This window comes from Mesorhizobium sp. DxT, assembly GCF_058448885.1.
The window spans coordinates 132,047-156,317 of sequence record NZ_JBZFLJ010000005.1 but is presented as its reverse complement, the minus strand read 5'-3'; the positions used below and the strand labels follow the sequence as shown (position 1 = coordinate 156,317).

The window sequence follows — 24,271 nt, the reverse complement described above, 5'->3', positions numbered from 1 at the left end:
CATGAATTTCCTTGCCTTTATCCGCAATAACGCGCGCTGGCTGGCCGGCGGCTTCCTGCTGACGTTCTTCTCGTCCTACGGCCAGACATTTTTCATTTCGCTGTCGTCGGGGCATATCCGCGCCGAATACGGGCTGAGCCATGGCCAGTTCGGCACGATCTACATGCTGGCGACGCTCGCCAGCGCCGCGACGCTGACCTATCTCGGCCAGATCGTCGACCGACGCTCGCCGCGCGGGGTGACCTTCATCATCGTTCCGATACTCGCCTTCGCCTGTGTGCTCATGGCGTTTTCGCACCATATCGTCCTGCTGCTGCTCGCCATCTACCTGCTGCGCCTGTTCGGGCAGGGCATGATGAGCCAGAACGCATTCACCGCCATCGGGCGCTGGTTCGTCGCGCAAAGGGGCAGGGCGACATCGCTGACGGCGATTGGCGTCAATGCCGGCGAGGCATCATTTCCGCTGCTGTTCGTGCTGGTGGCCGGCGCGCTCGGCTGGCGCAACGCCTGGCTTGCCGGCGCGGTTACGCTGCTGGTTGTCGCGCTGCCGCTGATTTCCTGGCTGGTGGCGAAGGACCGGATGCCGCAGGCATCCGACCCAGCCGCACCTGTCGCTGCGGCGCGCGACTGGAGCCGGGCGGAAGTGCTGCGTGACCCGCTGTTCTACATGGCGATGGCCGGTGTGCTCGCGCCGGGCTTCATCGGCACCACGGTCTTCTTCCACCAGATCTATCTGGTGGAGCTGCGCGGTTGGTCTCTGGAAGCCTTCGCCGCATCCTTCGCGTTCATGGCGGCGACGGTCGTCGTGTTCTCGCTGGTGGCCGGCCAACTGGTCGATCGCTATTCGGCCAAGGCGATGCTGCCGACTTTCCTGATACCTCTCGGTCTCGCCTGCCTTGTCCTCGGCTTCGTTGAGGCGCAATGGGCGGCCTTCGTTTTCATGGGGCTGATGGGCATCAGCTACGGCTTCACCAACACGGTCTTCGGCGCGCTGTGGCCGGAAATCTATGGCGTGCGCTATCTCGGTGCGATCCGCGCGGTGACCATGGCGCTCGGCGTGTTCGCAACGGCGCTCGGTCCTGGCCTGACAGGCTACCTGATCGACGCGGGTGTGAGCTTTCCGGCCCAGGTCGTCGTGATGGGCATCTACTGCCTTGCCGCCTGCGTGATGTTTGTCGGCGTGTCGCGCAGGCTTTTCGCGCGCAGTTTGCCGGCTACCGCCTGACCCAACGGAATCGGCCGATCTGGACTTGGCAGGAACAACTTCCGCGATTATAAGCGCGATCCTTGCCATCCCTGAGGAGGTTCGAATGCCAGCATTCTCTTCTACGTCCCAGGGCAGCGCCATGATCGCGGGTCGCAGCGCCTAGGTTCGATTTCGAACCGGTCCTGACCCCGCCTTTTCAAGGCGGCTGCCACCGGTTTCCGTTCCGCTCGTGCGGATCAGGGGACCGTGTCCGGCACCGTCAATCCGCGACGGCAAGACCGTCGCCGGCGCCGAACTTTTCCTGATTTCATATTTTGGGACCGGAGTGCTTAGCCGCCTCCGGCGATTGACATGACTCCTTTTCCCAAGTCGCGGCGCGGCAATGCCTTCCGTCGCGTATTCCAGTTCACCGGCGCACACTGGCGCCGCCAGCCGGTCAGGCTGACGCTGATCGTCATTGCCGTGCTGGCTTCGACGGCGGCTGACGTCCTGACGCCGCTCTATTCCGGCCGTCTCGTCGACGCGGTCGCGCGCGGCGCGGCAACAGACGAGCTTGCCTGGAACGCAGCGATCGCGGCGTTCTCGATGCTGATCGCGCTGTCCGCGATGGCGATCACGCTGCGCCACGTCGTCTTCCAGGCGATCGTGGGGCTGACGCTGAGGATGATGTCGGACATTTCCGCCGACGCGTTCGCACGTGTGCAGCGCTTTTCGACCGACTGGCACGCCAACAGCTTCGCCGGCTCGACAGTGCGCAAGGTGACGCGCGGCATGTGGGCGCTGGATTTGTTGAACGACACGATCCTGGTGGCGCTGCTGCCCTCCACGGTGATGTTGCTGGGCTCGACGCTGCTGCTCGGCTGGTACTGGCCGATGATGGGCGTCATCGTGGGCACGGGGTCGCTGATCTATATCGCGATCACGGTGTCGCTGTCGCTGTGGTATGTTGCGCCGGCTGCGAGCCTTGCCAACGCGTGGGACACCCGGCTGGGTGGCGCGCTCGCGGATGCGATCTCCTGCAACGCGGTGGTGAAGGCTTTCGGTGCCGAACAGCGCGAGGATGCGCGGCTGGCCAAGGTCGTCGACAAGTGGCGCCACCGCACCCATCGCACGTGGACGCGCGGAACCGTCAACGGAACGACGCAGGGCGTGACGATGCTGTTCCTGCGCGCGGCCGTCATCGGCTTCGCCATCGTGCTGTGGAGCGAGGGCAGAGCGAGCGCCGGCGATATCGCCTTCGTGCTGACCTCGTTCTTCGTGCTGCAGGGCTACCTGCGCGATGTCGGCATGCATGTGCGCAACGTTCAGCGTTCGGTCAACGACATGGAGGAACTGGTCGATATCCACGCCCAGCCCGTCACCGTTGCCGACCTGCCGGGCGCGCCGCCGATCGTCATCGAGGAAGGTCGCATCGCCTTCGAGAACGTGACGTTCCACTATGGCGGGCATATCGAGCCGCTCTACCGCGATTTCTCGCTGGAGATCCGTGCGGGCGAGCGGGTCGGCCTCGTCGGCCATTCGGGTTCGGGCAAGACGACCTTCGTCAAGCTCATCCAGAGGCTGCATGACGTCACCGGTGGCCGGATCGTGATCGACGGGCAGGACATATCGGCGGTCCAGCAGGCATCTCTGCGTGCGCAGATCGCCATCGTCCAGCAGGAGCCGATCCTGTTCCACCGGTCGCTGGCGGAGAACATCGCCTATGCGCGGCCGGGTGCGAGCCAGGCGGAGATCGAGCGGGCGGCGAAGCTTGCCAGCGCGCACGACTTCATCGAACGGCTACCGAAGGGCTATGCGACGCTCGTCGGTGAGCGCGGCATCAAGCTCTCGGGCGGCGAGCGCCAGCGCGTGGCGATTGCCCGTGCGTTCCTTGCCGATGCGCCGATCCTGATTCTGGACGAGGCCACGTCGAGCCTCGATTCGGAATCCGAGGTGCTGATCCAGCAGGCGATGGAGCGACTGATGGTCGGCCGCACGACGCTGGTGATCGCCCATCGGCTTTCGACCGTGCGCGCACTCGACCGTCTGCTGGTGTTCGACAAGGGCGAGGTGATCGAGGAGGGCGACCACGTCTCGCTGATCCGTCTCGAGGGTGGCATCTACCGCCGCCTGTTCGAACGCCAAGCACTGGAGCTGACGAAGGGGTTTGTGTGAACCGAACCCCTCACCTGGGGTCGCGCATAGCATACCCCCACCCCTTACCCCTCCCCACAAGGGGGAGGGGCATTCTGGAACGGGGATGCTCGGGGTTAACATATCCGAAGATTGCGGGACGCCAAGGTCTCCCTCCCCCTTGTGGGGAGGGTAAGGGGTGGGGGTACGAACGCGCCGCGGCGTTGCCGTTTCATATGCGCTACCCTTCCCATCAAGGGAGGAGCGAAGGTGCGGCGCCTTGCCAATGCCTGACCCTTCGGCTAGGCGAACAGCCATGACAGTCACCGTTCGTTTCGCGCCGTCGCCGACCGGCCATATCCATATCGGCAATGCCCGGACCGCGCTGTTCAACTGGCTGTTCGCCAGACAGCGCGACGGCCGCTTCATCCTGCGCTTCGACGACACCGACACAGCGCGATCCCGGCAGGAATATGCCGACCAGATCCAGACGGACCTGCACTGGCTCGGAATCCGCCCCGACGTGACGGCGCACCAGTCGGCACGCTTCGATACCTATGCGGCAGCCGTCGAAAGGCTGAAGGCCGCTGGGTTGCTCTATCCTTGCTGGGAGACTTCAGAAGAACTGGAGCGGCGGCGCAAGATCAGGCTCTCGCGTCGGCTGCCGCCGGTCTATGGCCGCGAGGCGCTGAAGCTCGATGAAGCCGACAGGAAGGCGTTCGAGGAAGAGGGCCGCAAGCCCCACTGGCGCTTCCTGCTGCCCAACTTTTCCGACGATCCGTTTTCGCCGCATCGCACTGAGGTGCAGTGGGACGACGTGGTGCGCGGCACCCAGACCGTCGACCTCGCCTCGATGTCCGATCCCGTGCTGGTGCGCGAGGATGGAACCTATCTCTACACCCTGCCGTCCGTTGTCGACGATATCGACCTCGGCGTCAGCCACGTCATCCGCGGCGACGACCACGTCACCAATACCGGAGCGCAGATCGCGCTGTTCCGGGCGCTCGGTGCGCAGCCACCCGCGTTTGGCCACCACAATTTGCTGACGACCTCTTCAGGTGAAGGGCTTTCCAAGCGCAGCGGGGCACTGTCGATCAAAAGTCTTGCGGACGACGGCATCGAGCCGATGGCGGTCGCCTCGCTGGCGGTTCTGATCGGTACGTCGGAAAGCGTGTCGGCGGCGCGCTCGATGGACGAGCTTGCCGAGCGCTTCGACCCTGCGGCGACGTCCAAATCGGCCGCGAAGTTCGATCCGGCGGAGCTCGTGACGCTGAACAAGGTTCTGATCCATGCCATGCCGTTCGAGGAGGCTTGCGACAGACTGGCGGAGCACGGCATTTCCGGCGCGCTCGCCGAGCCGTTCTGGCTTGCGGTGCGCGGCAATCTGGAAAAGCTGGCTGACGCCGAGGTCTGGTGGAAGATCGTGGAGAAGGGACCGCAGGAGCGGCCTGACCCGGCACCGGAAGACGCCGAATTCCTCGCGGTCGCCTTCGACAATCTGCCGCCGGAACCCTGGGATCGGATGACCTGGAAGATCTGGACCGACCGCCTGAAGGAAATAACCGGGCGCAAGGGCAGGGCGCTGTTCATGCCTTTGCGGCTGGCGCTTACCGGGCGGGAGCAGGGTCCGGAACTCGCAGATCTATTGCCTCTTCTGGGTCGGGAAGGAACCTTGGCCCGACGACCCTGACGGCACGATCGTCGTTTTCGGTGCCGGCTGTCGAAGGCCTGGGCCGGCGCGGCGGGGTCGCCAGCCGTTTCAGCGCCGCGGCGTCCAACCCGCCCTCGCGTGAGGAAAGCGTCTCGGGATCCTCGGCCGCATCGGGCCTTCCCAAAGGCATGGGGATTGCCTGCTGCTGGGCGGGCTCCTCTTCCGGCAAACCGGAGCCATGATCGCCACCGATGATTTCGAAGCCGCGCCCGGCAGTTGTCGATGCCGACGATGATGTCGTGCAGGAACATCCGGGAGCGGTCGCGGCATTGCGTTCGCGATAGCGGAACGCGTTCCGCATCTGGCTGTAGGGAGTGCCGGTCACCGCAGAAACCATATCCTTCGGCTCCTCGCCGGACGAGCGGTGATAGTGAAGCTCGACCTGTGTGCCGGGGCACATGGCTGCGCATGCGTTCTGGTCGCGCGTGAAGGCGGATTGTGGGACGGACCACGAGACCGGGAAGAAATAGCCGTCGCAGGTGCGTACGCAGAGCGTGCGGAACTGGCCGGAGAGATTGCCGACGCGCAGGCCCGTGCGGTTGTCCACCGCGGCCTGATCCTGCGGCGCAGGGTCAGACTTTTTTGCGCGGCATCCATTGGCATCGAGCGCAGCGGTGATGCGGGCGCGCTCGCGCCGTGTATCGCCACCACCGCCCATGCGCTGGCGTGTCCGGTTCAGCTCGGCAAGGTTGCGCTCCATGCGATCGAGCGTGGCGTTGAGGTTGCCGCAGAACGAAACCGCGGCACCAGACATGAACCGTCCGCAGCCAGCCTGGCGGCCCTGGTCGCGCGCCTGTCGTATCTGCTCCTGCTGGCGCGCTATGGCCGCGTCGTAGCGCCGCGATTTTCCGCCACCGCCGGATGACAGTCCGGCTAGCTGTCCTTCGAGCTGGCGGCACACGCGCGTGCTCGCCTCTGCCGGCAGCAGCGCCAAGGCCAGCATGATCGCGGCAACGGCGAAAGCGCACCTAAAGATGCGCTGAAATCCGCCTGAAGCACCGCCCGTCATCATGGGCGGTACCTTACTGGAGGCGGGTTAACCTTCTGTTTAGGCTGTCGCCGTCTCCGCTTTGGAACTTGCCTCGACGATTGCCAACGCAGTCATGTTCACGACGCCGCGTGAGGTGACCGACGGCGTGAGGATGTGCGCCGGCCGTGCTGTGCCGAGCAATATCGGTCCGACATGCAGCGCGTCCATCATCGTCTTCACCGTGGTGAGCGCGATATTGGCCGCATCCAGGGTTGGGAAGACCAGCAGATTGGCTTCGTCCTTGAGCGATGAGTGCGGATAGACGCGCTGGCGCAGCACGGCGGAGAGGGCCGAATCGCCGTGCATCTCGCCGTCTGCCTCGAGGTCGGGCGCGGTCTTCCTCAGGATAGCCGCCGCTTCGCGCATCTTCAGCGCACTTGCCGAGTCGCGTGAGCCGAAATTCGAGTGGGACAGCAGCGCGGCCTTCGGTGTGAGCCCGAACCGGCGGATTTCTTCCGATGCAAGGATCGTCATCTCCGCGATCTCCTGCGCCGAGGGATCGACGGAGACGTAGGTGTCGGTGAAGAAGGTGACACCGCGCTGCGAGATCAGCATCGAGAGCGCCGACAGGTCGCGCACATCCGCCCGCCGGCCGATGATGAGGTCGACATTGCGCAGATGACGCTCGAACCGGCCCTCCAGCCCGCAGATCATCGCGTCGGCCTCGTCGCGCATCATGGACAGCGCGGCGATCACCGTATTGTTGGTGCGCACCATAGTGCGCGCCGCTTCCTGGGTCACGCCACGGCGACCGCCGAGTCGGATCAGGAGATCGACATAGTCGCGGTAGCGCGGATCGTCTTCCGGATTGACGATCTCGAAATCGGTGCCGGGCCTGATCTTGAGACCATAGCGCCGCAGGCGCACATCGATGACATGCGGCCGGCCGATGAGGATTGGCTTGGCGATGCCTTCCTCCAGCACCACCTGCGCGGCCCGCAGCACGCGCTCGTCCTCGCCATCGGCATAGACGACGCGCTTCGAGGTCGCAGCACGCGCTGCCGAAAAGACCGGCTTCATGACGAGGCCCGACCGGAAGACGAAGCGCGTCAGCCGGTCGATATAAGCGGTCATGTCCTCGATGGGACGCGTTGCGACGCCGGTCTTGCAGGCTGCCTCGGCAACGGCTGGCGCTATGCGCAGGATCAGGCGCGGATCGAACGGCGATGGGATCAGGAAATCGGGTCCGAAGATCGGCGTTTCGCCGGAATAGGCGCGCGCCGCGACGTCTGACGGCTCCTCCCGGGCAAGTCCGGCTATGGCACGCACGGCGGCCATCTTCATTTCCTCGTTGATCGCCGTCGCGCCCACGTCGAGCGCGCCCCGGAAGATGTAGGGGAAGCAGAGCACGTTGTTGACCTGGTTCGGGAAATCCGACCGGCCGGTGCAGATCATCGCGTCTGGCCGCGCCTCGCGGGCAACTTCGGGCATGATTTCGGGAACGGGGTTGGCGAGCGCCAGGATCAGCGGCTTTTCCGCCATCTCCTTCAGCAGTTCCGGCTTCAGCACACCCGCCGCTGAAAGCCCCAGAAACACGTCGGCGCGCCCGATCACATCGGCAAGCTCCCGCGCCGGCGTGTCCTTGACGTACGGGTCCTTCCACCGGTCCATCTCGTCGACGCGACCCTTGTAGGCGACGCCGAACCGGTCCGTGACCCAGATGTTTTCGTGCTTCGCGCCGAGCGACACGAGCAGGTTGAGGCAGGCAAGGGCGGCAGCGCCCGCGCCCGAGGTCACGATTTTCGCGTCCTCGATCGACTTGCCTGCCAGCTCCAGCCCGTTGAGCACGGCTGCGGCAACGATGATCGCGGTTCCATGCTGGTCGTCATGGAAGACCGGGATCTTCATCCGCGCCTTGAGTTGCTCTTCCACCTCGAAGCATTCGGGCGCCTTGATGTCCTCGAGATTGACGCCGCCGAAGGTGGGTTCGAGCGCGGCCACGGTCTCGACCATGCGCTCGATCTCGGGCGCGTCCATTTCGATGTCGAACACGTCGATGCCGGCGAACTTCTTGAACAGCACCGCCTTGCCTTCCATCACCGGCTTGGAGGCGAGCGCGCCGATGTTGCCGAGACCCAGCACGGCTGTGCCGTTGGAAATCACCGCGACGAGGTTGGCGCGCGCCGTGTAGTGGGCGGCGGTCGACGGATCGTCGCGGATGGCGAGGCAGGGTGCTGCGACGCCCGGAGAATAGGCCAGCGCAAGGTCGCGCTGGTTGCCCAGCGGCTTGGTGGCCTGAATCTCCAGCTTACCCGGCGCCGGATAGCGGTGGTAAAACAGGGCGCTTTCGTCGAGATCGGAAGGCGCTTTCGCGGGATCCGGCGCGTTCATGTTGGCATCGCCTCCTGTGTCGTCGCTTCAGCGCGCGACGACTGTCTGTTTCTGCTCGCCCAGCCCGGCAATGCCGAGGCGCATGGTGTCGCCCGCCTTGAGGAAGCGCGGCGGCTTCATGCCGAGGCCCACGCCGGGAGGCGTGCCGGTGGTGATGACGTCGCCGGGCTCCAGCACCATGAACTGCGACAAGTAGGAAACAATGTGCGCCACGCCGAAGATCATCGTCTTCGTGTTGCCGGTCTGGCAGCGCTCGCCATTGACGTCGAGGAACATGTCGAGGTTCTGCGGATCGGCGATCTCGTCGCGGGTGGCGATCCACGGTCCGAGCGGCCCGAATGTGGGCGCGCTCTTGCCCTTCATCCACTGGCCGCCGCGCTCAGCCTGGTATTCGCGCTCCGAAACGTCGTTGCAGAGCGCGTAGCCGAGCACGTGATCGAGCGCGTCCTTTTCCTCGACATAGTCGGCGCGCTTGCCGATCACGATCGCAAGCTCGACCTCCCAGTCGAGCTTCTGCGAGCCGCGCGGCATCAGCACGTCTTCATTGGGGCCGCAGAGGCTGTTTGGCGCCTTGGAAAACACGATCGGCTCGGAAGGGATAGCAGCGCCCGTTTCGGCGGCGTGGTCGGCGTAGTTAAGCCCTATCGCGATGAAGTGACCAATGCGGGAGACCGGCGAGCCGATACGGACGCCCTCGGGCGCGGCCGGCAGAGAGCCGAGATCGGCCGAGGCGAGCTTGTCGAGGAGTTCGGGCGAGAGGGTCTCGGGGCCGTAATCGCTGACGATAGACGAGACGTCGCGGATGGTGCCGGCAGCATCGATGATGCCTGGCTTTTCGTTGCCCTTGTCGCCAAAACGAATGAGTTTCAATGAATTATCCTCTTCACTTCGATAAATACGGAAAGTCGATCAGAAGGCACTTGGATAGTTGCCGCCGTCCAGGATCAGGCTCTGGCCGGTGATGTAGCCGGCATGGACCGAGCATAGAAATGCGCAGGCCTGGCCGAATTCCTCCGGCGTGCCAAGCCGGCCGGCCGGAATGTCGGCGGCCTGGCGGCTGGCCTGTTCCTCGAAGCTGGTTCCGGCCTTCTTGGCGGCGAATTCGATGCTGCCGCGGATGCGGTCTGTGTCGAACTTGCCGGGCAGGATGTGGTTGATGGTGACGTTCTTCGCCGCGACGGTGCGGGCGACGCCGGCGAGAAACGCGGTCAGGCCCGCCCGCGCGCCGGACGACAGGTCGAGCCCCGGGATCGGCTGGTAGACCGACAGCGACGTGATGTTGACGATGCGGCCGAACCCGCGCTCGGCCATGCCGTCGATGACGGCCTGGATAAGCTCGATCGGCGTGATCATGTTGTTGGTCACGCCGTCCATCATCGCCTGATGCGTCAACTCGCGGAAATCGCGAAAGGGCGGGCCGCCATTGTTGTTGACCAGGATGTCTGGCCTTGTGCAGGCCGCCAGCAGCGCCTCGCGCACCTTCTGGTCGGCGACGTCTCCGGCAATCTCGATCACGTCGACGCCGTACTTTTCCCTGATCTCGCTGGCTGTTGCCGCAAGCACCGCGCTGTCGCGACCGTTGACGACGATGTCGCAGCCGGCTTCCGCCAGTGCCATCGCGCACCCGCGCCCCAGGCCACGGCTGGACGCGCATACGATCGCCTTCTTTCCGCGAAGTCCAAGATCCATGCGCTCCTCCCATTCAATACGGCCGGCAACCGGGCCGGGCACCATTCCGTCTAGCCCCGCGCGGCATGATGCACAACCGTCATCATGCCATGCGATGAAGGGATCGGCCGATACGCACGGGGTGCGTTTCGCGCCACGCCACACAAACGCCGGCAGCACGCCAAAGTACCGACCGCCTGCCATGCAGATATTCGCAGCCATGAAACACGATCATCCACGGAATCAGGGCTGCATGGAAATCGAGATGGACTGGTTGAACACTACCGACTGCCGCACGCAGGCTGCCGAAGCGGGCAGGGCACATTTGGCGGCCGGCATGCGGCATGCGGTGAGGATCGGCGCCGTCGATACACCTTATCTTGGAACGCAACAGTCCAAGGCCGATGCGGCTGAACGCTACGCGAGACGCGCCGGGATTTTTCGCTGACTCAGTATCGGGGATGGAGCACGGGTGCTAACCTGCCTGCACTCCCAGCCCGGATTCTTCTCCGCATATGTCGCTGCCGCCCCTTACGCCGGACCAGTCGGTCAAGCCGCCTCGCTTCGAATTGCGCCTGTCGCTGCTCTACGCGGCCATCTTCCTGCCGATGGGAATCCACCTGCCATATTTCCCGCTCTGGCTTGAACATGTCGGCTTCGGCGCAAGGGAGATCGGCATCGTGCTGGCCGCACCGATGTTCCTGCGGGTCGTCACCACCCTGTTGATCACGGCGTCGGCCGACCGCGCACGCGATCGGGCGAATGTGTTGCTGGTGCTTTCGGTTTCAACGCTCGTGCTGTCGTTCGGCTATTTCCTGCCGCCCGGCTATCTGTTGATCCTGGGTGTCTCACTGGCGCTGGCCGTCGTGTGGACCCCGCATGCGCCGATAGCCGATTCGCTGGCGCTTTCGGGTGTGCGGCGCTTCGGCAGCGACTATTCGAGGATGCGCATCTGGGGTTCGACGGCGTTTCTGGTCGCGAACTTTGGTGGAGGATTCCTGCTGTCGTTCACCGGCATCGGCGCCGTGCCTCTTTTGATTTCGGTCGGGATGGCGACGGTGGTCGCCGCCTCGCTGGTCGTGCCGCGGCTCGGCCGTCCGCGCAAGGCATCGCCACTGTCCGCCACCGAGTTGCAGCAGGGCGCGCCGTCTTTGCTGAGGCCGGCCTTCCTCTATTTCGTCGGCGGCTGCGGGCTGGTGGTTGCCAGCCATGGCTTTCTCTATGCGTTCAGCTCGATCTACTGGCAGTCGCTCGGCATCAGCGGCGGCGTCATCGGGCTCCTGTGGTCGTGGAGTGTCGTCGCTGAGATCGCCATGTTCGCGATCTTCACGCGATTGTTCGGCCGTACCCCGGCATGGCGGCTGGTGGCTCTGGCAGGTTTGGCCGCTTTCTTGCGGTGGGTCGCGTTCCCGCTGATCTGGCCGGCGGGCCTGGGGATTGCCGGCTTCTTCGCGGTGCAGACGCTGCATGCGCTGTCGACCGGCCTGATCCTGATCGGCCTGCAGAAGATGATCGCCGAGACGATTCCCGAGGATCGCACCGGCGCGGCGCAGGGCATCGCCTTCTTCGCCAACGGTTTTTCGATGGCGGCGGTGACGCTCGGGTCCGGCCAGCTCTACGCTGCGCTCGGCGTCAACGGCTTCTACGTGATGGCGGTCATTGCGCTGGCGGCAGTCGGTCTCGTGCTGCGTGGCAGCCGGCTAACCCCATAAGGCGGGCTCGGGCGGCGAGACCTGCGATCCATCATAGGCGAGCGGCGTTTCCCGGTCGCGTGCCAGCAGCAGCGGGCCGTCCAGATCGACGAAATCGGCATCCTGAGCCACCAGCAGCGCTGGTGCCATTGCCAGCGACGTGCCGACCATGCAGCCCACCATGACGCCGAAACCCAAGTCACGCGCGCGGTCGCGCAACTCCAGCGCGGCGGTGAGACCACCGGTCTTGTCCAGCTTGATGTTCACCGCGTCATAGAGGCCGAGAAGCTCTTCGAGGTTTTCGGCGGTGTGGACGCTCTCGTCGGCGCAGATCGGCACGGGATGTGGAATGCGGCGAAGGATCTCGTCCTGCCCGGCTGGCAGTGGCTGTTCGATCAGCGCTATGCGATGCCGCGCCGCCGTCAGCATATGCTTGACGATGTCGGTCTCGCTCCACCCCTCATTGGCGTCGAGAATGATCCGACTGCGCGGCGCGGCCTCCGCAACCGCTGCGATCCTCGAAGTGTCGTCGGAGGTGCCCACCTTGACCTTGAGCAGCGACCGATGAGCGTGTTCACGCGCCTGAGCCGCCATCGCATCCGGCTCGCCGAGCGAAATCGTATAGGCCGTGGTCAGCGCTTCGGGGGGCTTTGCGCCGACACGCTCATGGGCGCGCTTGCCATCGGATTTTGCTTCCAGGTCCCACAGGGCGCAATCGATCGCGTTGCGCGCGGCTCCCGCTTTCATCTTCGCCTTGAGTTCCTCGCGCGACATGCCGTCCGCGATCGCGCCGCGCATGGCTTCGATCTGGCCGAGCACACTTTCGATCGTTTCGCCGTAACGTGCATAGGGAACGCATTCGCCGCGCCCGGCGTTATTCCCCTCGCGGATCGTGCAGGTCACGACCGCGGCTTCAGTCTTGGATCCGCGCGAGATGGTAAATGCGGCCGCCAGGGGGAATCGCTCGGCTTCGACAAAAAGGTCACGCTTCATGAAAGAACTCCGTTTGCAGCCGGTTGCAGGCCGTCACGCAAAGTGACAGGGCCGGTCCGACCGATTATGACTGGCCCGATGTTGACCAAAGACGCGGACGAAGCAAGCGACAAGCGGCGTGCCGGTGGCGACCAGCCGCCGCACATCGATGTGCGCGAACAAGCCGGGCGCTCTGTCTGGGCGCTGTCTGGCGTCTGGAACACGCGTTCCGTGCATCTGGTGGACGCGCAGATGCGCGAACTGGAAGCAGGCCCCGCGCGCGAGGGCGTTGTTCTCGATATTTCGGCTGTCAGCCGCATGGATACGGCAGGCGCCTGGCTGATCGAACGGCTGGCGGAAGCCCGGCGCGAGGCCGGCGCAGAGGTCGAGATCGTGGGGGCTTCGGCGGCAGCGCAAATTTTGCTTCCGGCGGTCCGCGAAGCACTGGAGCCGATCGGCGCGGCCAAGCCTGCGAAACGGCCATTCTTCGTGATCCGGTGGCTCGAGGCCCTTGGCCGCGCGACCGAGGCCGCCTGGCTCGATTTCATGGCGGGCATGTATATCCTCGGCTCCACAATTCGCGGCGCACAGATGAAGCTCGGGCGCGGCCATGCCGTCAACCCGGCTGCGATCTTCAACCAGATCGACCGTATGGGCGTCGGCGCAATCCCCGTCGTAGTGCTCATTTCGTCGATTGTGGGTGCGATCGTCGCGCAGCAAGGAGCCTATCAGCTCCGGTGGTTCGGCGCCGAGATCTTCATCGTCGATCTGGTCGGCATCCTCGCCTTGCGCGAACTGGGCGTGCTTCTGACCGCCATCATGGTCGCAGGCCGCTCCGGCAGCGCGATCACCGCTGAGATCGGGTCGATGAAGATGCGCGAGGAAGTCGACGCGCTGAAGGTTATCGGGCTTAACCCGATCGGCGTGCTGGTCTTTCCGCGCCTCGTCGCACTGGTGATCGCGGTACCGTGCCTGACGATCATCGCCAACGCAGCCTCATTGGGAGGCGGCATGATTGTCGCCTGGATCTATTCCGAAATCCCGCCGCAGGCGTTCATCGACAGGTTGCGCGCGGGCATCGACCTCTCGACGATCTTCGCCGGTCTCATCAAGGCGCCGTTCATGGCCTTGATCATCGGCATCGTTGCGTCCATCGAGGGCATGAAGGTCGGCGGCAGTGCCGAGTCGCTCGGGCGTCACGTCACCTCGGCGGTGGTCAAGTCGATCTTCGTGGTTATCGTGCTCGATGGCCTGTTTGCCATGTTCTACGTGGCGATCGACTTTTGAGCGGGGCGGTGATGAGCGAGATGGACATCCGTCAGGCCAATGGCCAGTTTGCGCCGCTTGCGGGAGAGGAGCGTGACGTCGTGCTCTCGGTACGCGACGTGACCGTGGCTTTTGGGGACAATGTCGTCCTCGACAAGCTTTCGCTGGACGTCTACCGGGGCGAAATCCTCGGTTTCGTTGGTGCCTCAGGGACAGGCAAGTCTGTGCTGCTGCGCACCGTGCTCGGACTGACTCCGAAGCGATCCGGCACGGTATCCATTTTCGGTTTTGATCTGGACCGCCTCGACGACAGGGAACGAATGGTCGTCGACATGCGCCTGGGGGTACTTTTCCAGCATGGCGCGCTGTTTTCCGCGCTGACTGTGAAGGAAAACGTGCAGGTCCCGATGCGCGAATATCTCGACCTGCCCAAGAAGCTCATGGACGAGCTTGCGATGCTCAAGATCGAGCTGGTGGGCCTGTCTGCGGACGCGGCCGACAAGTTTCCCTCCGAACTGTCGGGCGGCATGATCAAACGTGCAGCGCTGGCGCGCGCCCTGGCACTCGATCCCGACATCGTGTTTCTGGATGAGCCCACATCGGGACTCGATCCTATCGGTGCGGCGGATTTCGACGAACTTGTCGCCAAGCTGCGCGACACGATGGGCCTGACCGTTTACATGGTCACCCATGATCTCGACAGCCTGTTCTCGGTGTGCGACCGGATCGCGGTGCTCGGCCAGAAAAAGGTGCTGGTTGACGGCACCATCGAGGACATGATGCAGGTGGAGGACCCTTGGGTGAAGTCGTACTTCCGGGGCAAGCGGGCACGGCAGATCGACCTTCAGGCCAGGCAGGGAGCGTAGGAAAGAGCGTATGGAGACACGGGCCAACTACGTCATTGTCGGCATCTTCACGCTGGCTGCGGTGCTGGCGGCGTTCGGTTTCGTCTACTGGACATCCGGCGTCGGCGATCGCGGTGAGCTTGCGACGCTTCGCTTCCGTATTCCGGGGTCGGCTTCCGGCCTGACGCGCGGCAGCGTCGTTTCGTTCAACGGCATCAAGGTCGGCGATGTCACCCGCGTCTACATCGACGTTTCCAATCCCTCGGTCGCCATCGCCGATGCGCAGGTCGACCGGCTGACACCGATCACCCAGTCCACTCAGGCTGACGTTGGCCTCGCCGGGCTCACCACCGGCCAGGCCAATATCGAATTGCGCGGCGGCAACCCTGCCGAACCAAATCTGCTGGACCTGGCGGAAGAGCAGGGCACGATCGCTGAAATGACAGCAAATCCTTCGGCCGTCAGCAACCTGCTTGAAAGCGCGCAGAACATCTTCAAGCGCGCGGATTCCGTGCTGAGCGATCTGGAAGGCCTTGCCTCTGAGGCACGCGGACCGATCGTGCAGACCCTGCGCAATGTGGAGGAGTTTTCGTCCGCCCTGAGCCGCAATTCCGACGGGATCGACGCTTTCCTCGAAAGCGTGACGGCCATGTCCCAGACATTGACGAGCGTTTCCGACAAGCTGGATTCGTCACTGACAGCGGTCGACCAGCTTATCAAGGCGGTCGATCGCGATCAGGTTTCCGAGACGGTTGCCAATATTCAGAGCTTCACCGCGCGCCTCGACGAGGCAAGCGCCGGCCTCGGCGAGATCATGGAGGGCGTGAACACCTCCGTCGCGTCGATTTCGAAATTCGCCAACTCGGCCAACGATACGCTGGCCAAGCTGGATCGCGTGGTGAGCGAAGTCGATCCCGCCGCAATCAGCACTGCGCTGACCAACTTCGAGCAGGCCAGCACAACGGTCAACACGGCGGTCAACGACGTGTCCAAGGTGACCGAGCGGATCGGCGAGCGCGCAGAAGACATCGACGGCATCATCACCGACGCGCAGCAGCTCGCAGCGCGTCTCAACCAGGCATCCGAGCGCATCGACGGTGTGCTGGCCAAGGTGGACGGCCTTCTCGGCTCCGGTGAGGCCGAAGGTCTGATGGCCGATGCCGGCGAAACGCTGAAGGCCTACCGCCAGGTCGCCGATACGCTCAATGCACGCATGGGCACCATCACCGACGGGCTGGCTCGGTTCTCGGGTCAGGGGCTTCGTGACGTCGAGACGCTGGTGCGCGACGCCCGGCGCTCCATTACGCGGATCGAGCGCGCCGTGACTGATCTCGAGCGCAATCCGCAACGTATATTGAGCGGCGGCGAGGGCGAAGTTCGGCAGTATGACGGGCGGGCACGGCGTTGACATCGATGCCGCGCCCCGACAGAAATTATCGGCCTTTCAAGGGCATGGCGTATGCGTGCCGGTGGGACAGGGTAAGCGATGAAGCGTAGAAACCTGATTGTGTGGGCGATGGCTGCGATGCTCCTGCCCGGATGTGCCGCACTGCCCGGTGGCGGTCCCGCGCCTCTCGATACGTACGATCTGACGAGCGCTGCCGCGCAAACAGACGGACCGCGCCGATCCCGCACCCAGATACTCATCGCCGAGCCCACGGCGCTCAAAGTGCTGGACGGCGAGAACGTCGTGATCAGGCCCTCGGCCGGCACGGTCGAGTTCCTGAAGGGTGGGCAGTGGGCGGATCGTCTGCCGCGCATCGTCCAGTCGCGCCTTGCCGAGACAATGCAGGCATCCGGCCGCTATGGAGGCGTGGGAAAGCCGGGCGAGGGGCTGGCGATCGACTATCAGATCGTCACCGAAATCCGCGCCTTCGAGATTCGCGTCGATGGATCGTCGCGTGCCGACATTCGCCTGTATGTGAAGGTGCTCAACGACCGCAATGGCGTGGTGCGCGCCGCCCGGACCTTCCAGGCGCAGGCGCCCGTGGGCGGTGCCGGAAACGACGCCTATGTCGGCGCGCTCGACAGAGCATTCGGGCAGGTTTCGGGGGAAATCGCTTCCTGGGTCGCGTCGACCATCTAGCCAGTGCTCAAGGCTCGATGCCTGCGCGCTAGCTTGCCAGCTTCCGGGCGGCAAGCGCCGCCATTGCGGCCGGCAACGTCATGCGCCACGTGGCGTTCACGTAGGCGCGGAAGTCGAAGCACGGAAGGCCCGGGCAAACCTCGAACTCCAGCAGGGTCAGCCGCCCATCGGGACCGAGCCTGAAATCCAGCGAGAAAACGTCGCGCAGGCCAAGCCCGTTCACGAGCCGCGCCGCCGTTTCGGCCACCGCATTCGCTGCACGCGGATTGTTCGTGGCGATATCCACGAGGGTGGGCTCCCGGTAAAAGCCCGCCGATTTCGCCTGCGCACCCGTGTCGCCGTAGAGGGCAAGGCTGTCGCTCATGGTCTGGAAGTCCTCGCCGGACTTGACCAGCCATGTCCCGAGACGTGCGAGATCGCCGGTGCCGTCGACATCGAGCCAGCTTGCCCTCACGTTTTCTCCCGGCACATAGGATTGCAGGACGGCGTCATCGCCATAGGCCGCGTAGATGCGTTCGGACAGGGCCAGCGCCTCCTCGATGGAATGGCAATGCGAATCCGCAAAAATGCCGATCTTGGCACCGAGCCGATTGGGCTTCACGAACCAGCTCGTCCCACCTTCAATGGCGCTGCGTGGCGAGATGAACGTGCCGTTGCGAGCGAGCGCGGTCGGCGGTGTGGCGATGCCGAGCGCCTGCAGCACGGCGCCGGAGAGGAACTTGTCCTGACAGAGCGCAAACAGCGCATCCTCGCAGCCAACCCGCCGAAGCATGCCGAGGCGAGCGAGGCCGGGGGATACGCTGCCGCTGAAATAGGAGATGCCGTCCGTCAGCGTCCAGACCAGGGTCTGTTCGGGACGATAGTCCGAGAGATTGGCGGCGAATGCATCCAGCGTCACCGCCGAGAACCGAATCTGCCGTTCGGCGCAAGCCTGTTCCAATGCAGGAAGTTCGGGTTCCATGTCGATGGATTGCGCCAGATAGGATGCAATCTCTCGAGCGCGTTCTGCCGGATGGCCTTCGGCGATCAGCCGTTTCAGACAGTCCTCAGGCCGCTCATATACGAGCACCAGTGTGCTGCCCGCCATCCGCGGCTCCCTTGTCCCTGCGATGGCGCACGATTGGCGTCGCCACATCCGCCGCCCATATTATCGAACCGTGACCGGAGCAGACCCGCAGAAAATCGACTGCAGGAAGACGTGAAAGAGACAAATACAGCAGCTCAGCCTTTGCCGCAGGCGCGCCGTTGTATGGAGCGGTTCATCGCGGTGATTTCACCGATCGCGCGCGCACGTGCACGTTCCGCATCGCTGCGCCCGTCGGGCAGCACGATGCCAAAACCGGGCGTCGTCGATTCCTTTGGTGGCGTGCGCTCGATGTCTGGTGAAACGCCATGCTGCGCGGCCAGCGCGTTGCGTCTGCCCTGCAGGTCGGCGCAGGGTATCGTGTCATACTGGATCGAGTTGAAGACCTCGGCCTCCTGCTGCACGGCCACGGAGTTCTGACAGGCGGTGCTGCCAAGCGCCACTGCAGTGAGGACAAGGATTATGCGCACAATTTCGCTCCGGTAACGATGAGCCCCGCGCCCACTATAATGCGATGAAGTTGGCTATCGTAGGCCGTATCGTCATCTTTCCCGCACGGCAGCGGAAATAAATGAAGGCGGGACAAGCCCGCCTTCAGGAAGTGCATCGGTGGTTTCGCCAGGCCTACTTCAACCGGCCGCTCGCATGGGCCAGCATGGTGTAGACCTTGCCGGTGTCAGAGGTCAGGTAGGTCTGCGTCATCATGTTGTCTCGGTCGTTGCGGCCGACATCCTGCAGGAGCTTCTCGAAGTCGCGGCAGTAGCGGTCGACGGCAGTGCGGAACTCCGCGTCCGACTGGTACTTGCGGCGGATTTCCTCGAAGGTCTGCTGGCCCTTGAGCGTGTAAAGCCGGCGCGTGAAGACGTTTCGTTCGCCACGGCGATACCGGTTCCAAAGCTCGATGGACGCTTCGTGGTCGATCGCGCGGGCGATGTCGACCGAAAGCGAGTTGAGCGACTCAACCAGATGCAGCGGCGAACGCTCGCCGGCCGGCGCGGCCGTGGCGGGCTCCTCGTCGCGCGAAGCGCCACGCAACAGATCCTTTACCCATCCGCCTGACGGCGCCTCGGTTGCACGCTCCTTGACGGGGGCGTCGAGACCACCGCGCAGCGGGGTGTCGGCAAGCGGCGCAGCCGGCTGGCTCAGGGGAGCAGCAGGTGGAGGCGGCAGCGAGGGACCGTTTCCACGGGCAGGGGCCTTGCCATCCGAAGCATCGAAGGCGCGGCCGGACTTGGCGACGATGTCGGCCAGTTCCTTCAGCGCATTGATCTGCTCGCTGACGGCACGACGCATCGCGGACGTCGACTGCTTGGTCTCCTCGGGCAGTTCCATCACGCCCTTCTTGACCTCGGCGCGGGTCTGCTCAAGTTCGCCGCGGATGCTGCCGACCGAGCGACGGATTTCCTCGGTCGCCTCGGCAAAGCGCTTGGCGGCACCGTCGACCACCTCGGCGATGGACGAGCGAATCTGCTCGGTCGAGGCACGGGTGCGGGTCTCCGCCTTTTCCAGCGCGCGTCCGACCAGATCCTCGAACGACTGCATGACCCGTTCGATATCCTCCGACTTCTTGACGAGGCCGACAGCGAGCTTTTCGAGCGCCTCCTGGCGTCCGTCGAGCGTCGATGCGAGGCCGTCCTGTGCGGATCCGAGCATGTCGGACGCGGAGCTGAGGACCTTCGCGTGATCGTCGAAGCGCGTCGCAATGGCCGCGATGTCCTTGAGCGTCGAAGTCGACAGATCGGTTAGGCGACCAGCATTGGAGTCGATGAGACGCGCGGAACTGGCGAAGGACTGCGCCGCCCGCTCGGTGCTGCTTGCGAAGCGCTCGGTCGTGCCGAGGACCTTCTCGTCGAGGCTGACGAGGTTGTTCGCTGCCAGGTCGACCAGCTCATGCAGCCGGTCGTTGGACGAGGTCAGCCGGTCGATGAGGCTGGTGACGTTGTCCGACAGGCTGTTGCTGGCAGCGTCCACGGCGGTGAGCGTCTCGGCCGTGCGCGTTGCGAGCGCGTTGACCAGAGCGGCGTTCTGCTGGCGTAGGCGTTCGGTTGCCTGCTCCGTGGCGATCTCCAGGCTCTTCTGAAGCTCGCCGCCGCTTTCGGCGAAACGCTGGACCAACGGGGCCGCGCGCTCGTCGAGGATACGCGACAGCTCGGTTGAACGGGCAGCAAGCAGGGCGTTGAGCTCACGCGTGCGATCATCGATCGCGGCGGTCGCCTCGTGGGTCGACTGCCCGATCTGCTCGTTGACCGAGGCAAAGCTGGCGGAGACGGCACTGGCACGGGCGGCGAGGCCGGCCTCCACGTTGCCGATCTGCTCGTGCAGCTTGTCGCCAATCTGCGCCACACCGGCATTGAGGCGTTCCTCGGCGCGCGCGACATCGTCTTCGATGCGTGCGCCAAGCATTCCAGCGCCGGCGGCAAGACGGCGATCGGCACCTTCGAGGCTCTCGACAATGGCGGACGCGCGTGCCTCAAGCTCCGCTGCCGTCTGCTGCGTACGCGACAGGATCGCGTCGTCAGCCCTTGCGAACACGTCGCTGAACGCTGAGGCGTGCTGGGCGAGCCGCTTGTCGGCGCCGTCGAACGAAGCGGCGATCTCGGATGCGCGAGCCGTCAGCGACTGAGCCAGTGCGTCGACCTCGCTGCCAAGCTGCGAGCCGGAGAGGCTGATGCGGTCCGCGAGGCGCTTGTCGATCTCCTCGAACGAAGCAGAAATCTCGGCTGTCCGGGAAGCCAGCGTATCCCCAATCGTGTCGACCTTGCTGCCAAGCTCGGCTCCGGAGACCGCGATGCGATCGGCCAGCCGCTTGTCGGCATCGTCGAAAGCGATGCGGATTTCCGCCGCCCGTGCGGTGAACATGCCCGCGGCATGGTCCGCGTGGCCGCGCAGCTCTTCGCCAGTCGTGCGGGCACGCTCGGACAGACGGCGGTCTACATCGTCGAAGGCCTCGGTGACTTCACCCACCCGCGCCGACAGCGCCTGCGCAGTCTCTTCGGCGCGTGCGGCGATGCGCGCATCTGCTTCGGCGACGGCCTTAGCCGCTTCTTCGCCAAGCGATGCGGTGGCTTCCAGCACCTTGTCGCGCAGCGAGCCGGCGACAACTACGGCACTGCCTTCGAGTGCGCTGCGAACATTGTCGACGCCGACATTGAGCGCGCGCTCCATGGTCTGCGTGCGCTCCTCGATGACACCGGCCTGACGGGCGAAGGTTTCCTCGATCCGGGAGAGGTCTTCGCCCAGTGCACCGCGAACCTGTTCCGCGCCCTGATGCAGGGCATCGGCGAGGGCACTCGTGCGGGCTTCGATGACACCGCTCTGCTTGTTGAAGGCGTGTTCGATGCGCTCGATGTCGTCGCCGAGGGCATTGCGAACCGCTTCGGCACCGCCCGACAACGTGTTTTCGAGCGCCTTGGTCCGCGCCTCGATGACGCCGGTCTGACGGGCGAATGTCTCGTCGATACGCGTCAGGTCCTCGCCGAGCGCGTTGCGCACGCTTTCGGAGCCACTGATGAGGGCATCGCGAAGCGCCTGGGTGTGGGCGCCAATGACACCGCCCTGGCGCGCGAACGTTTCCTCGATCTTGCCAAGGTCTTCGCCGAGCGCCTCGCGCAGGCTTTCGGAGCCGCCGGCAAGCGTTTCCCGAAGCACCTGGGTGTGGCCCTCGATGACGCCGCCCTGGCGTGCGAAGGCTTCCTCGATCTTGCCGAGGTCGTCGCCAAGTGCGTTGCGGATGTTGTCCGCACCCGCATAGAGCGCGCTTTCGATCGTCTTGGTACGGGTTTCGATAACGTTCTGCTGATGCGTGAAGGCTTCGTCGATCTTCGTGAGGTCGGCCTCCAGTGCGCCGCGCACGCGTTCGGCACCGGCCGACAGCGTGCCTTCGATCGCCTGTGCGCGTTCGTCGATGCGAGCGAGATCGGCATCGAGCGTGCCGCGCAGGCGCTCGGCGCCAGCGAAAAGCGCGCCTTCGATGGCCTGGGCACGTTCGTCGATCTGACCGACATGGCTTGCCAGAGCCTCGTCAATGCGGGTGACCTCGCTGCCAAGCGCACCGCGCATCTGGTCGACGCTGCGGCCGAGTGCGGCCTGCAGATCGAGCGTGCGTTCGCCGATCACATTGGTCTGCCGGTCGAATGCGTCCTCGACCTTCGCGATGTCGACCGAGATGGCTGTGGTAAGGTCCTTCTGCCGCGCTTCGAGCGCACGCAGATGCTCGCCGGCCACCGTATCGAGGCCGTCGCGGGCCTGCTTGATGCGGGTGAGATCGCTGTCGAGCATGTCTGCGATCTGTTGACGACCTTCGGCAAACTTCTCCACGTGGCCGGTAACTGCAGCATCCACCGCCGCGCGAGCCTCGGTCAGCTTGCGCAGGTCGTCGTCCAGCGCCTTGACCATCATCTCACGACCTTCGGCCAGCTTTTCGACATGGCCGGTCATGGCGCCGTCGATGCTCTGGCGCGACTGCTCGATCCGCTGCAGGTCAGCTTCGAGCGCCTGGGCGATCATGTCGCGACCGCCGGCAAGGCGGGCCGCAAAATCGGAGGCGCGTCCTTCGAGCATGGTCGAGGTCGACATGACCAGCTCGGCCATTTCCGAACCGATGCGTGCTTTCGTCTCGTCGATGAGGCTGCTCACGCCGTTCTTGCCGTCGGTGAAGGTCTGCGCGATCTCGCGGGAACGCTCGACCAGCGTCTCGTTGATCTGGCGGGCGCGGGCTTCCAGCGCAGCGTTGAGCTTCTGCGTGCCGGTGTCGAGCGCCTCGGCGCGCGTCTGGAACTCGTGGATAAGTGCCTGACCGCGTTCCCGCAACGTCGCTTCAATGCCCTCGAGGCGGGCGTTCAGCTCATTGTTGAGCGACGTCGTAGCACCGCCCAGCAGCGAAACCATGCCGGTCGTGCGCTCGTCGAGCATCTGCGACAGCGAGCGGGTCACGTCGTCGGTGCTTTCCGTCAGGCGCGCGATGCGGGTGTCGAGCAGGCTCGCGAAGGCTTCGCCGGACGTGGTGATGCGATCGGAAATCGTTTCCAGGCGCTGGTCGATAGCGTCGTACATCGACGAGCCGCTTTCGTTGATGCGGTCGACGAGTTGGGCGCCGGAATCGGAAATGGTGTTGCTGAGCCGCGACGAGACGCCGAGAATGTTCTGGCGAATGACGTCGCTCGCCGAATCGAGCTCCTCTTTAAGCGTTTCGTGGGCGCCAGAGATCGACGCGCGAACGCGCTCGGCATGCGTGACGACCGCCTCGCGCTCGCTCCCGAGACCGTCGATGAGCGTGCGGATGCGGCTCTCATTGTCGGTATAGGCGCGCTCCAGCTCGTTGACTTCCGTATGGACCAGCGTTTCGAGCTCGACTGCACGGGCAAGGGTGCGCTCGATGCCTTCACCCATTGCCTGAACTTCGCGGCGCACTGCCTGGCCAACCATCATGACGCGGTCGGTGGCCAGATGCTCGGGCTCGGCAAGGCGGAATGCGACCTCGGTCATCGACTGGGCGGCCAGGCGCATTTCCTGCGCGCGGCGGATCATGACGGCAAAGCCCCAGAACAGGATGATGGGAACGATGATCGCCACGATGAGGCCGAGGATCTGCGGCGTCGCCATCAACTGCTGGATGGAGCGCACTTCCCAGATGGCCGGGGCAAACAGCATGTGGCCCATGACCATGCCACCCGCGACCCATGCGAGCGAAAGCAGGGTGACCAGCCAATAGATCGCACCGGGGCTCGACCGGCGCAGTTGCTGTTGCAGCGAACGGTAGTCTTTCTGTCGGTCGTCATTGGCGTGGGCGAATGCGGACGGCGTTGCTGCTGCCGGCGGGTCCAGCGGCCGCAGATCGGATGCGGCGGCGTTCGCTGCGGGCTTCGGGCCGGCCGGTGCTGGCTTGGTCGCGGCGACAGCGGGCTTTGCCGGCTGCTCGACTTTCTTCTCCGGTGCAGGCGCCGCTTGGACCGCGCTGGCGCGCGAGTCGCGCGCGAGGTCTTCAGCCGCCTTGGATATCTGGGCCTCGAACTCCGCCATTGAGCCGGCTACATCCAGGCCGCCCGGCTCGTCATCGACGAACAGATCGATGTCCAGAGCGTCTTCGAGTTCCTTGGCCACTTCGCTGTCGAGAGTGGTCGTCGTCGTTGCTTTACGCGCCATGCCGCTACTACCCTGTACTCGTTTGGCGGGTCGCCTTACCGGCGCCTCGTTCCCGCTCTTTGGGCCTGATACGGGCCATAGCGTATCGTACTGGGACAGGCCGACAAAGGAAACTGCGTTTCGGCGC

General features: G+C 64.7%; 17 protein-coding genes. 9 read left to right on the top strand and 8 right to left on the bottom strand.

The genetic code is table 11. The features are described 5' to 3' along the window. The first annotated feature begins 1 nt into the window (after position 1). The 3 genes from ACVJNE_RS11535 (at position 2) to gltX (ending at position 5,009) form a co-directional block, all read left to right on the top strand. Positions 2-1,225, top strand: a complete 1,224-nt coding sequence (locus ACVJNE_RS11535) for an MFS transporter (RefSeq protein WP_499565687.1) — start codon at positions 2-4, stop codon at positions 1,223-1,225. 333 nt (positions 1,226-1,558) lie between these two features. Further along, positions 1,559-3,361, top strand: a complete 1,803-nt coding sequence (locus ACVJNE_RS11530; RefSeq protein ID WP_499565685.1) for an ABC transporter ATP-binding protein — start codon at positions 1,559-1,561, stop codon at positions 3,359-3,361. A 274-nt stretch (positions 3,362-3,635) separates the two neighbouring features. Next, positions 3,636-5,009 carry a glutamate--tRNA ligase gene (gltX, locus tag ACVJNE_RS11525; protein WP_499565684.1) on the top strand — a complete coding sequence of 458 codons (1,374 nt, stop codon included), beginning with the start codon at positions 3,636-3,638 and terminating at the stop codon, positions 5,007-5,009. On the opposite strand, the gene ACVJNE_RS11520 is transcribed toward gltX, so the two are convergent. From ACVJNE_RS11520 to ACVJNE_RS11505, 4 genes are read right to left on the bottom strand one after another with little or no spacing between them, the layout of a single operon-like run. Continuing rightward, positions 4,927-6,042, bottom strand: coding sequence for a DUF2865 domain-containing protein (locus ACVJNE_RS11520; RefSeq protein WP_499565682.1), 1,116 nt, complete (start codon positions 6,040-6,042; stop codon positions 4,927-4,929). The two genes, gltX and ACVJNE_RS11520, sit on opposite strands and share 83 nt — an antisense overlap. Positions 6,043-6,078: 36 nt before the next feature. Continuing rightward, positions 6,079-8,391, bottom strand: a complete 2,313-nt coding sequence (locus ACVJNE_RS11515; RefSeq protein WP_499565680.1) for an NADP-dependent malic enzyme — start codon at positions 8,389-8,391, stop codon at positions 6,079-6,081. 27 nt (positions 8,392-8,418) lie between these two features. Then, positions 8,419-9,261: a fumarylacetoacetate hydrolase family protein gene (locus ACVJNE_RS11510; protein ID WP_499565678.1), complete on the bottom strand. Its 843-nt coding sequence runs from the start codon at positions 9,259-9,261 to the stop codon at positions 8,419-8,421. Positions 9,262-9,300: 39 nt separating this feature from the next. Continuing rightward, positions 9,301-10,080: an SDR family oxidoreductase gene (locus ACVJNE_RS11505; protein WP_499565676.1), complete on the bottom strand. Its 780-nt coding sequence runs from the start codon at positions 10,078-10,080 to the stop codon at positions 9,301-9,303. Positions 10,081-10,312: 232 nt separating this feature from the next. On the opposite strand from ACVJNE_RS11505, the gene ACVJNE_RS11500 reads away from it, so the two are divergent. Both ACVJNE_RS11500 and ACVJNE_RS11495 read left to right on the top strand, forming a co-directional pair. Beyond that, positions 10,313-10,507 carry a hypothetical protein gene (locus ACVJNE_RS11500; protein ID WP_499565675.1) on the top strand — a complete coding sequence of 65 codons (195 nt, stop codon included), beginning with the start codon at positions 10,313-10,315 and terminating at the stop codon, positions 10,505-10,507. A 67-nt stretch (positions 10,508-10,574) separates the two neighbouring features. Then, the gene (locus ACVJNE_RS11495) at positions 10,575-11,771 is read left to right on the top strand and encodes an MFS transporter (RefSeq protein WP_499565673.1); all 1,197 of its coding nucleotides are present in this window, start codon (positions 10,575-10,577) and stop codon (positions 11,769-11,771) included. Here ACVJNE_RS11495 and dgcA read toward each other — a convergent pair. Further along, entirely contained in the window at positions 11,760-12,743 is a 984-nt protein-coding gene (gene dgcA, locus ACVJNE_RS11490) for an N-acetyl-D-Glu racemase DgcA (RefSeq protein ID WP_499565671.1), read from the bottom strand. The genes ACVJNE_RS11495 and dgcA overlap by 12 nt on opposite strands. Before the next feature lie 78 nt (positions 12,744-12,821). On the opposite strand from dgcA, the gene ACVJNE_RS11485 reads away from it, so the two are divergent. The 4 genes from ACVJNE_RS11485 (at position 12,822) to ACVJNE_RS11470 (ending at position 16,919) form a co-directional block, all read left to right on the top strand. Further along, positions 12,822-14,009 carry an ABC transporter permease gene (locus ACVJNE_RS11485; RefSeq protein WP_499565669.1) on the top strand — a complete coding sequence of 396 codons (1,188 nt, stop codon included), beginning with the start codon at positions 12,822-12,824 and terminating at the stop codon, positions 14,007-14,009. 20 nt (positions 14,010-14,029) lie between these two features. Continuing rightward, positions 14,030-14,854, top strand: a complete 825-nt coding sequence (locus ACVJNE_RS11480) for an ABC transporter ATP-binding protein (RefSeq protein WP_499565952.1) — start codon at positions 14,030-14,032, stop codon at positions 14,852-14,854. A gap of 10 nt (positions 14,855-14,864) precedes the next feature. After that, entirely contained in the window at positions 14,865-16,241 is a 1,377-nt protein-coding gene (locus ACVJNE_RS11475) for an MlaD family protein (protein WP_499565667.1), read from the top strand. Positions 16,242-16,319: 78 nt separating this feature from the next. Further along, positions 16,320-16,919: an ABC-type transport auxiliary lipoprotein family protein gene (locus tag ACVJNE_RS11470; protein ID WP_499565665.1), complete on the top strand. Its 600-nt coding sequence runs from the start codon at positions 16,320-16,322 to the stop codon at positions 16,917-16,919. A 28-nt stretch (positions 16,920-16,947) separates the two neighbouring features. Here the strand turns inward: ACVJNE_RS11470 and ACVJNE_RS11465 are convergent, their stop codons facing one another. The 3 genes from ACVJNE_RS11465 to ACVJNE_RS11455 form a co-directional block, all read right to left on the bottom strand. Continuing rightward, a complete protein-coding gene (locus ACVJNE_RS11465; protein WP_499565663.1) occupies positions 16,948-18,006 on the bottom strand; it encodes an ATP-grasp domain-containing protein in 1,059 nt (352 codons plus the stop codon). A gap of 134 nt (positions 18,007-18,140) precedes the next feature. Continuing rightward, positions 18,141-18,473, bottom strand: a complete 333-nt coding sequence (locus tag ACVJNE_RS11460) for a hypothetical protein (protein ID WP_499565661.1) — start codon at positions 18,471-18,473, stop codon at positions 18,141-18,143. Positions 18,474-18,627: 154 nt separating this feature from the next. Then, positions 18,628-24,144, bottom strand: coding sequence for an apolipoprotein A-IV repeat region-like domain-containing protein (locus ACVJNE_RS11455; RefSeq protein WP_499565659.1), 5,517 nt, complete (start codon positions 24,142-24,144; stop codon positions 18,628-18,630). Between the last annotated feature and the right edge of the window lie 127 nt (positions 24,145-24,271).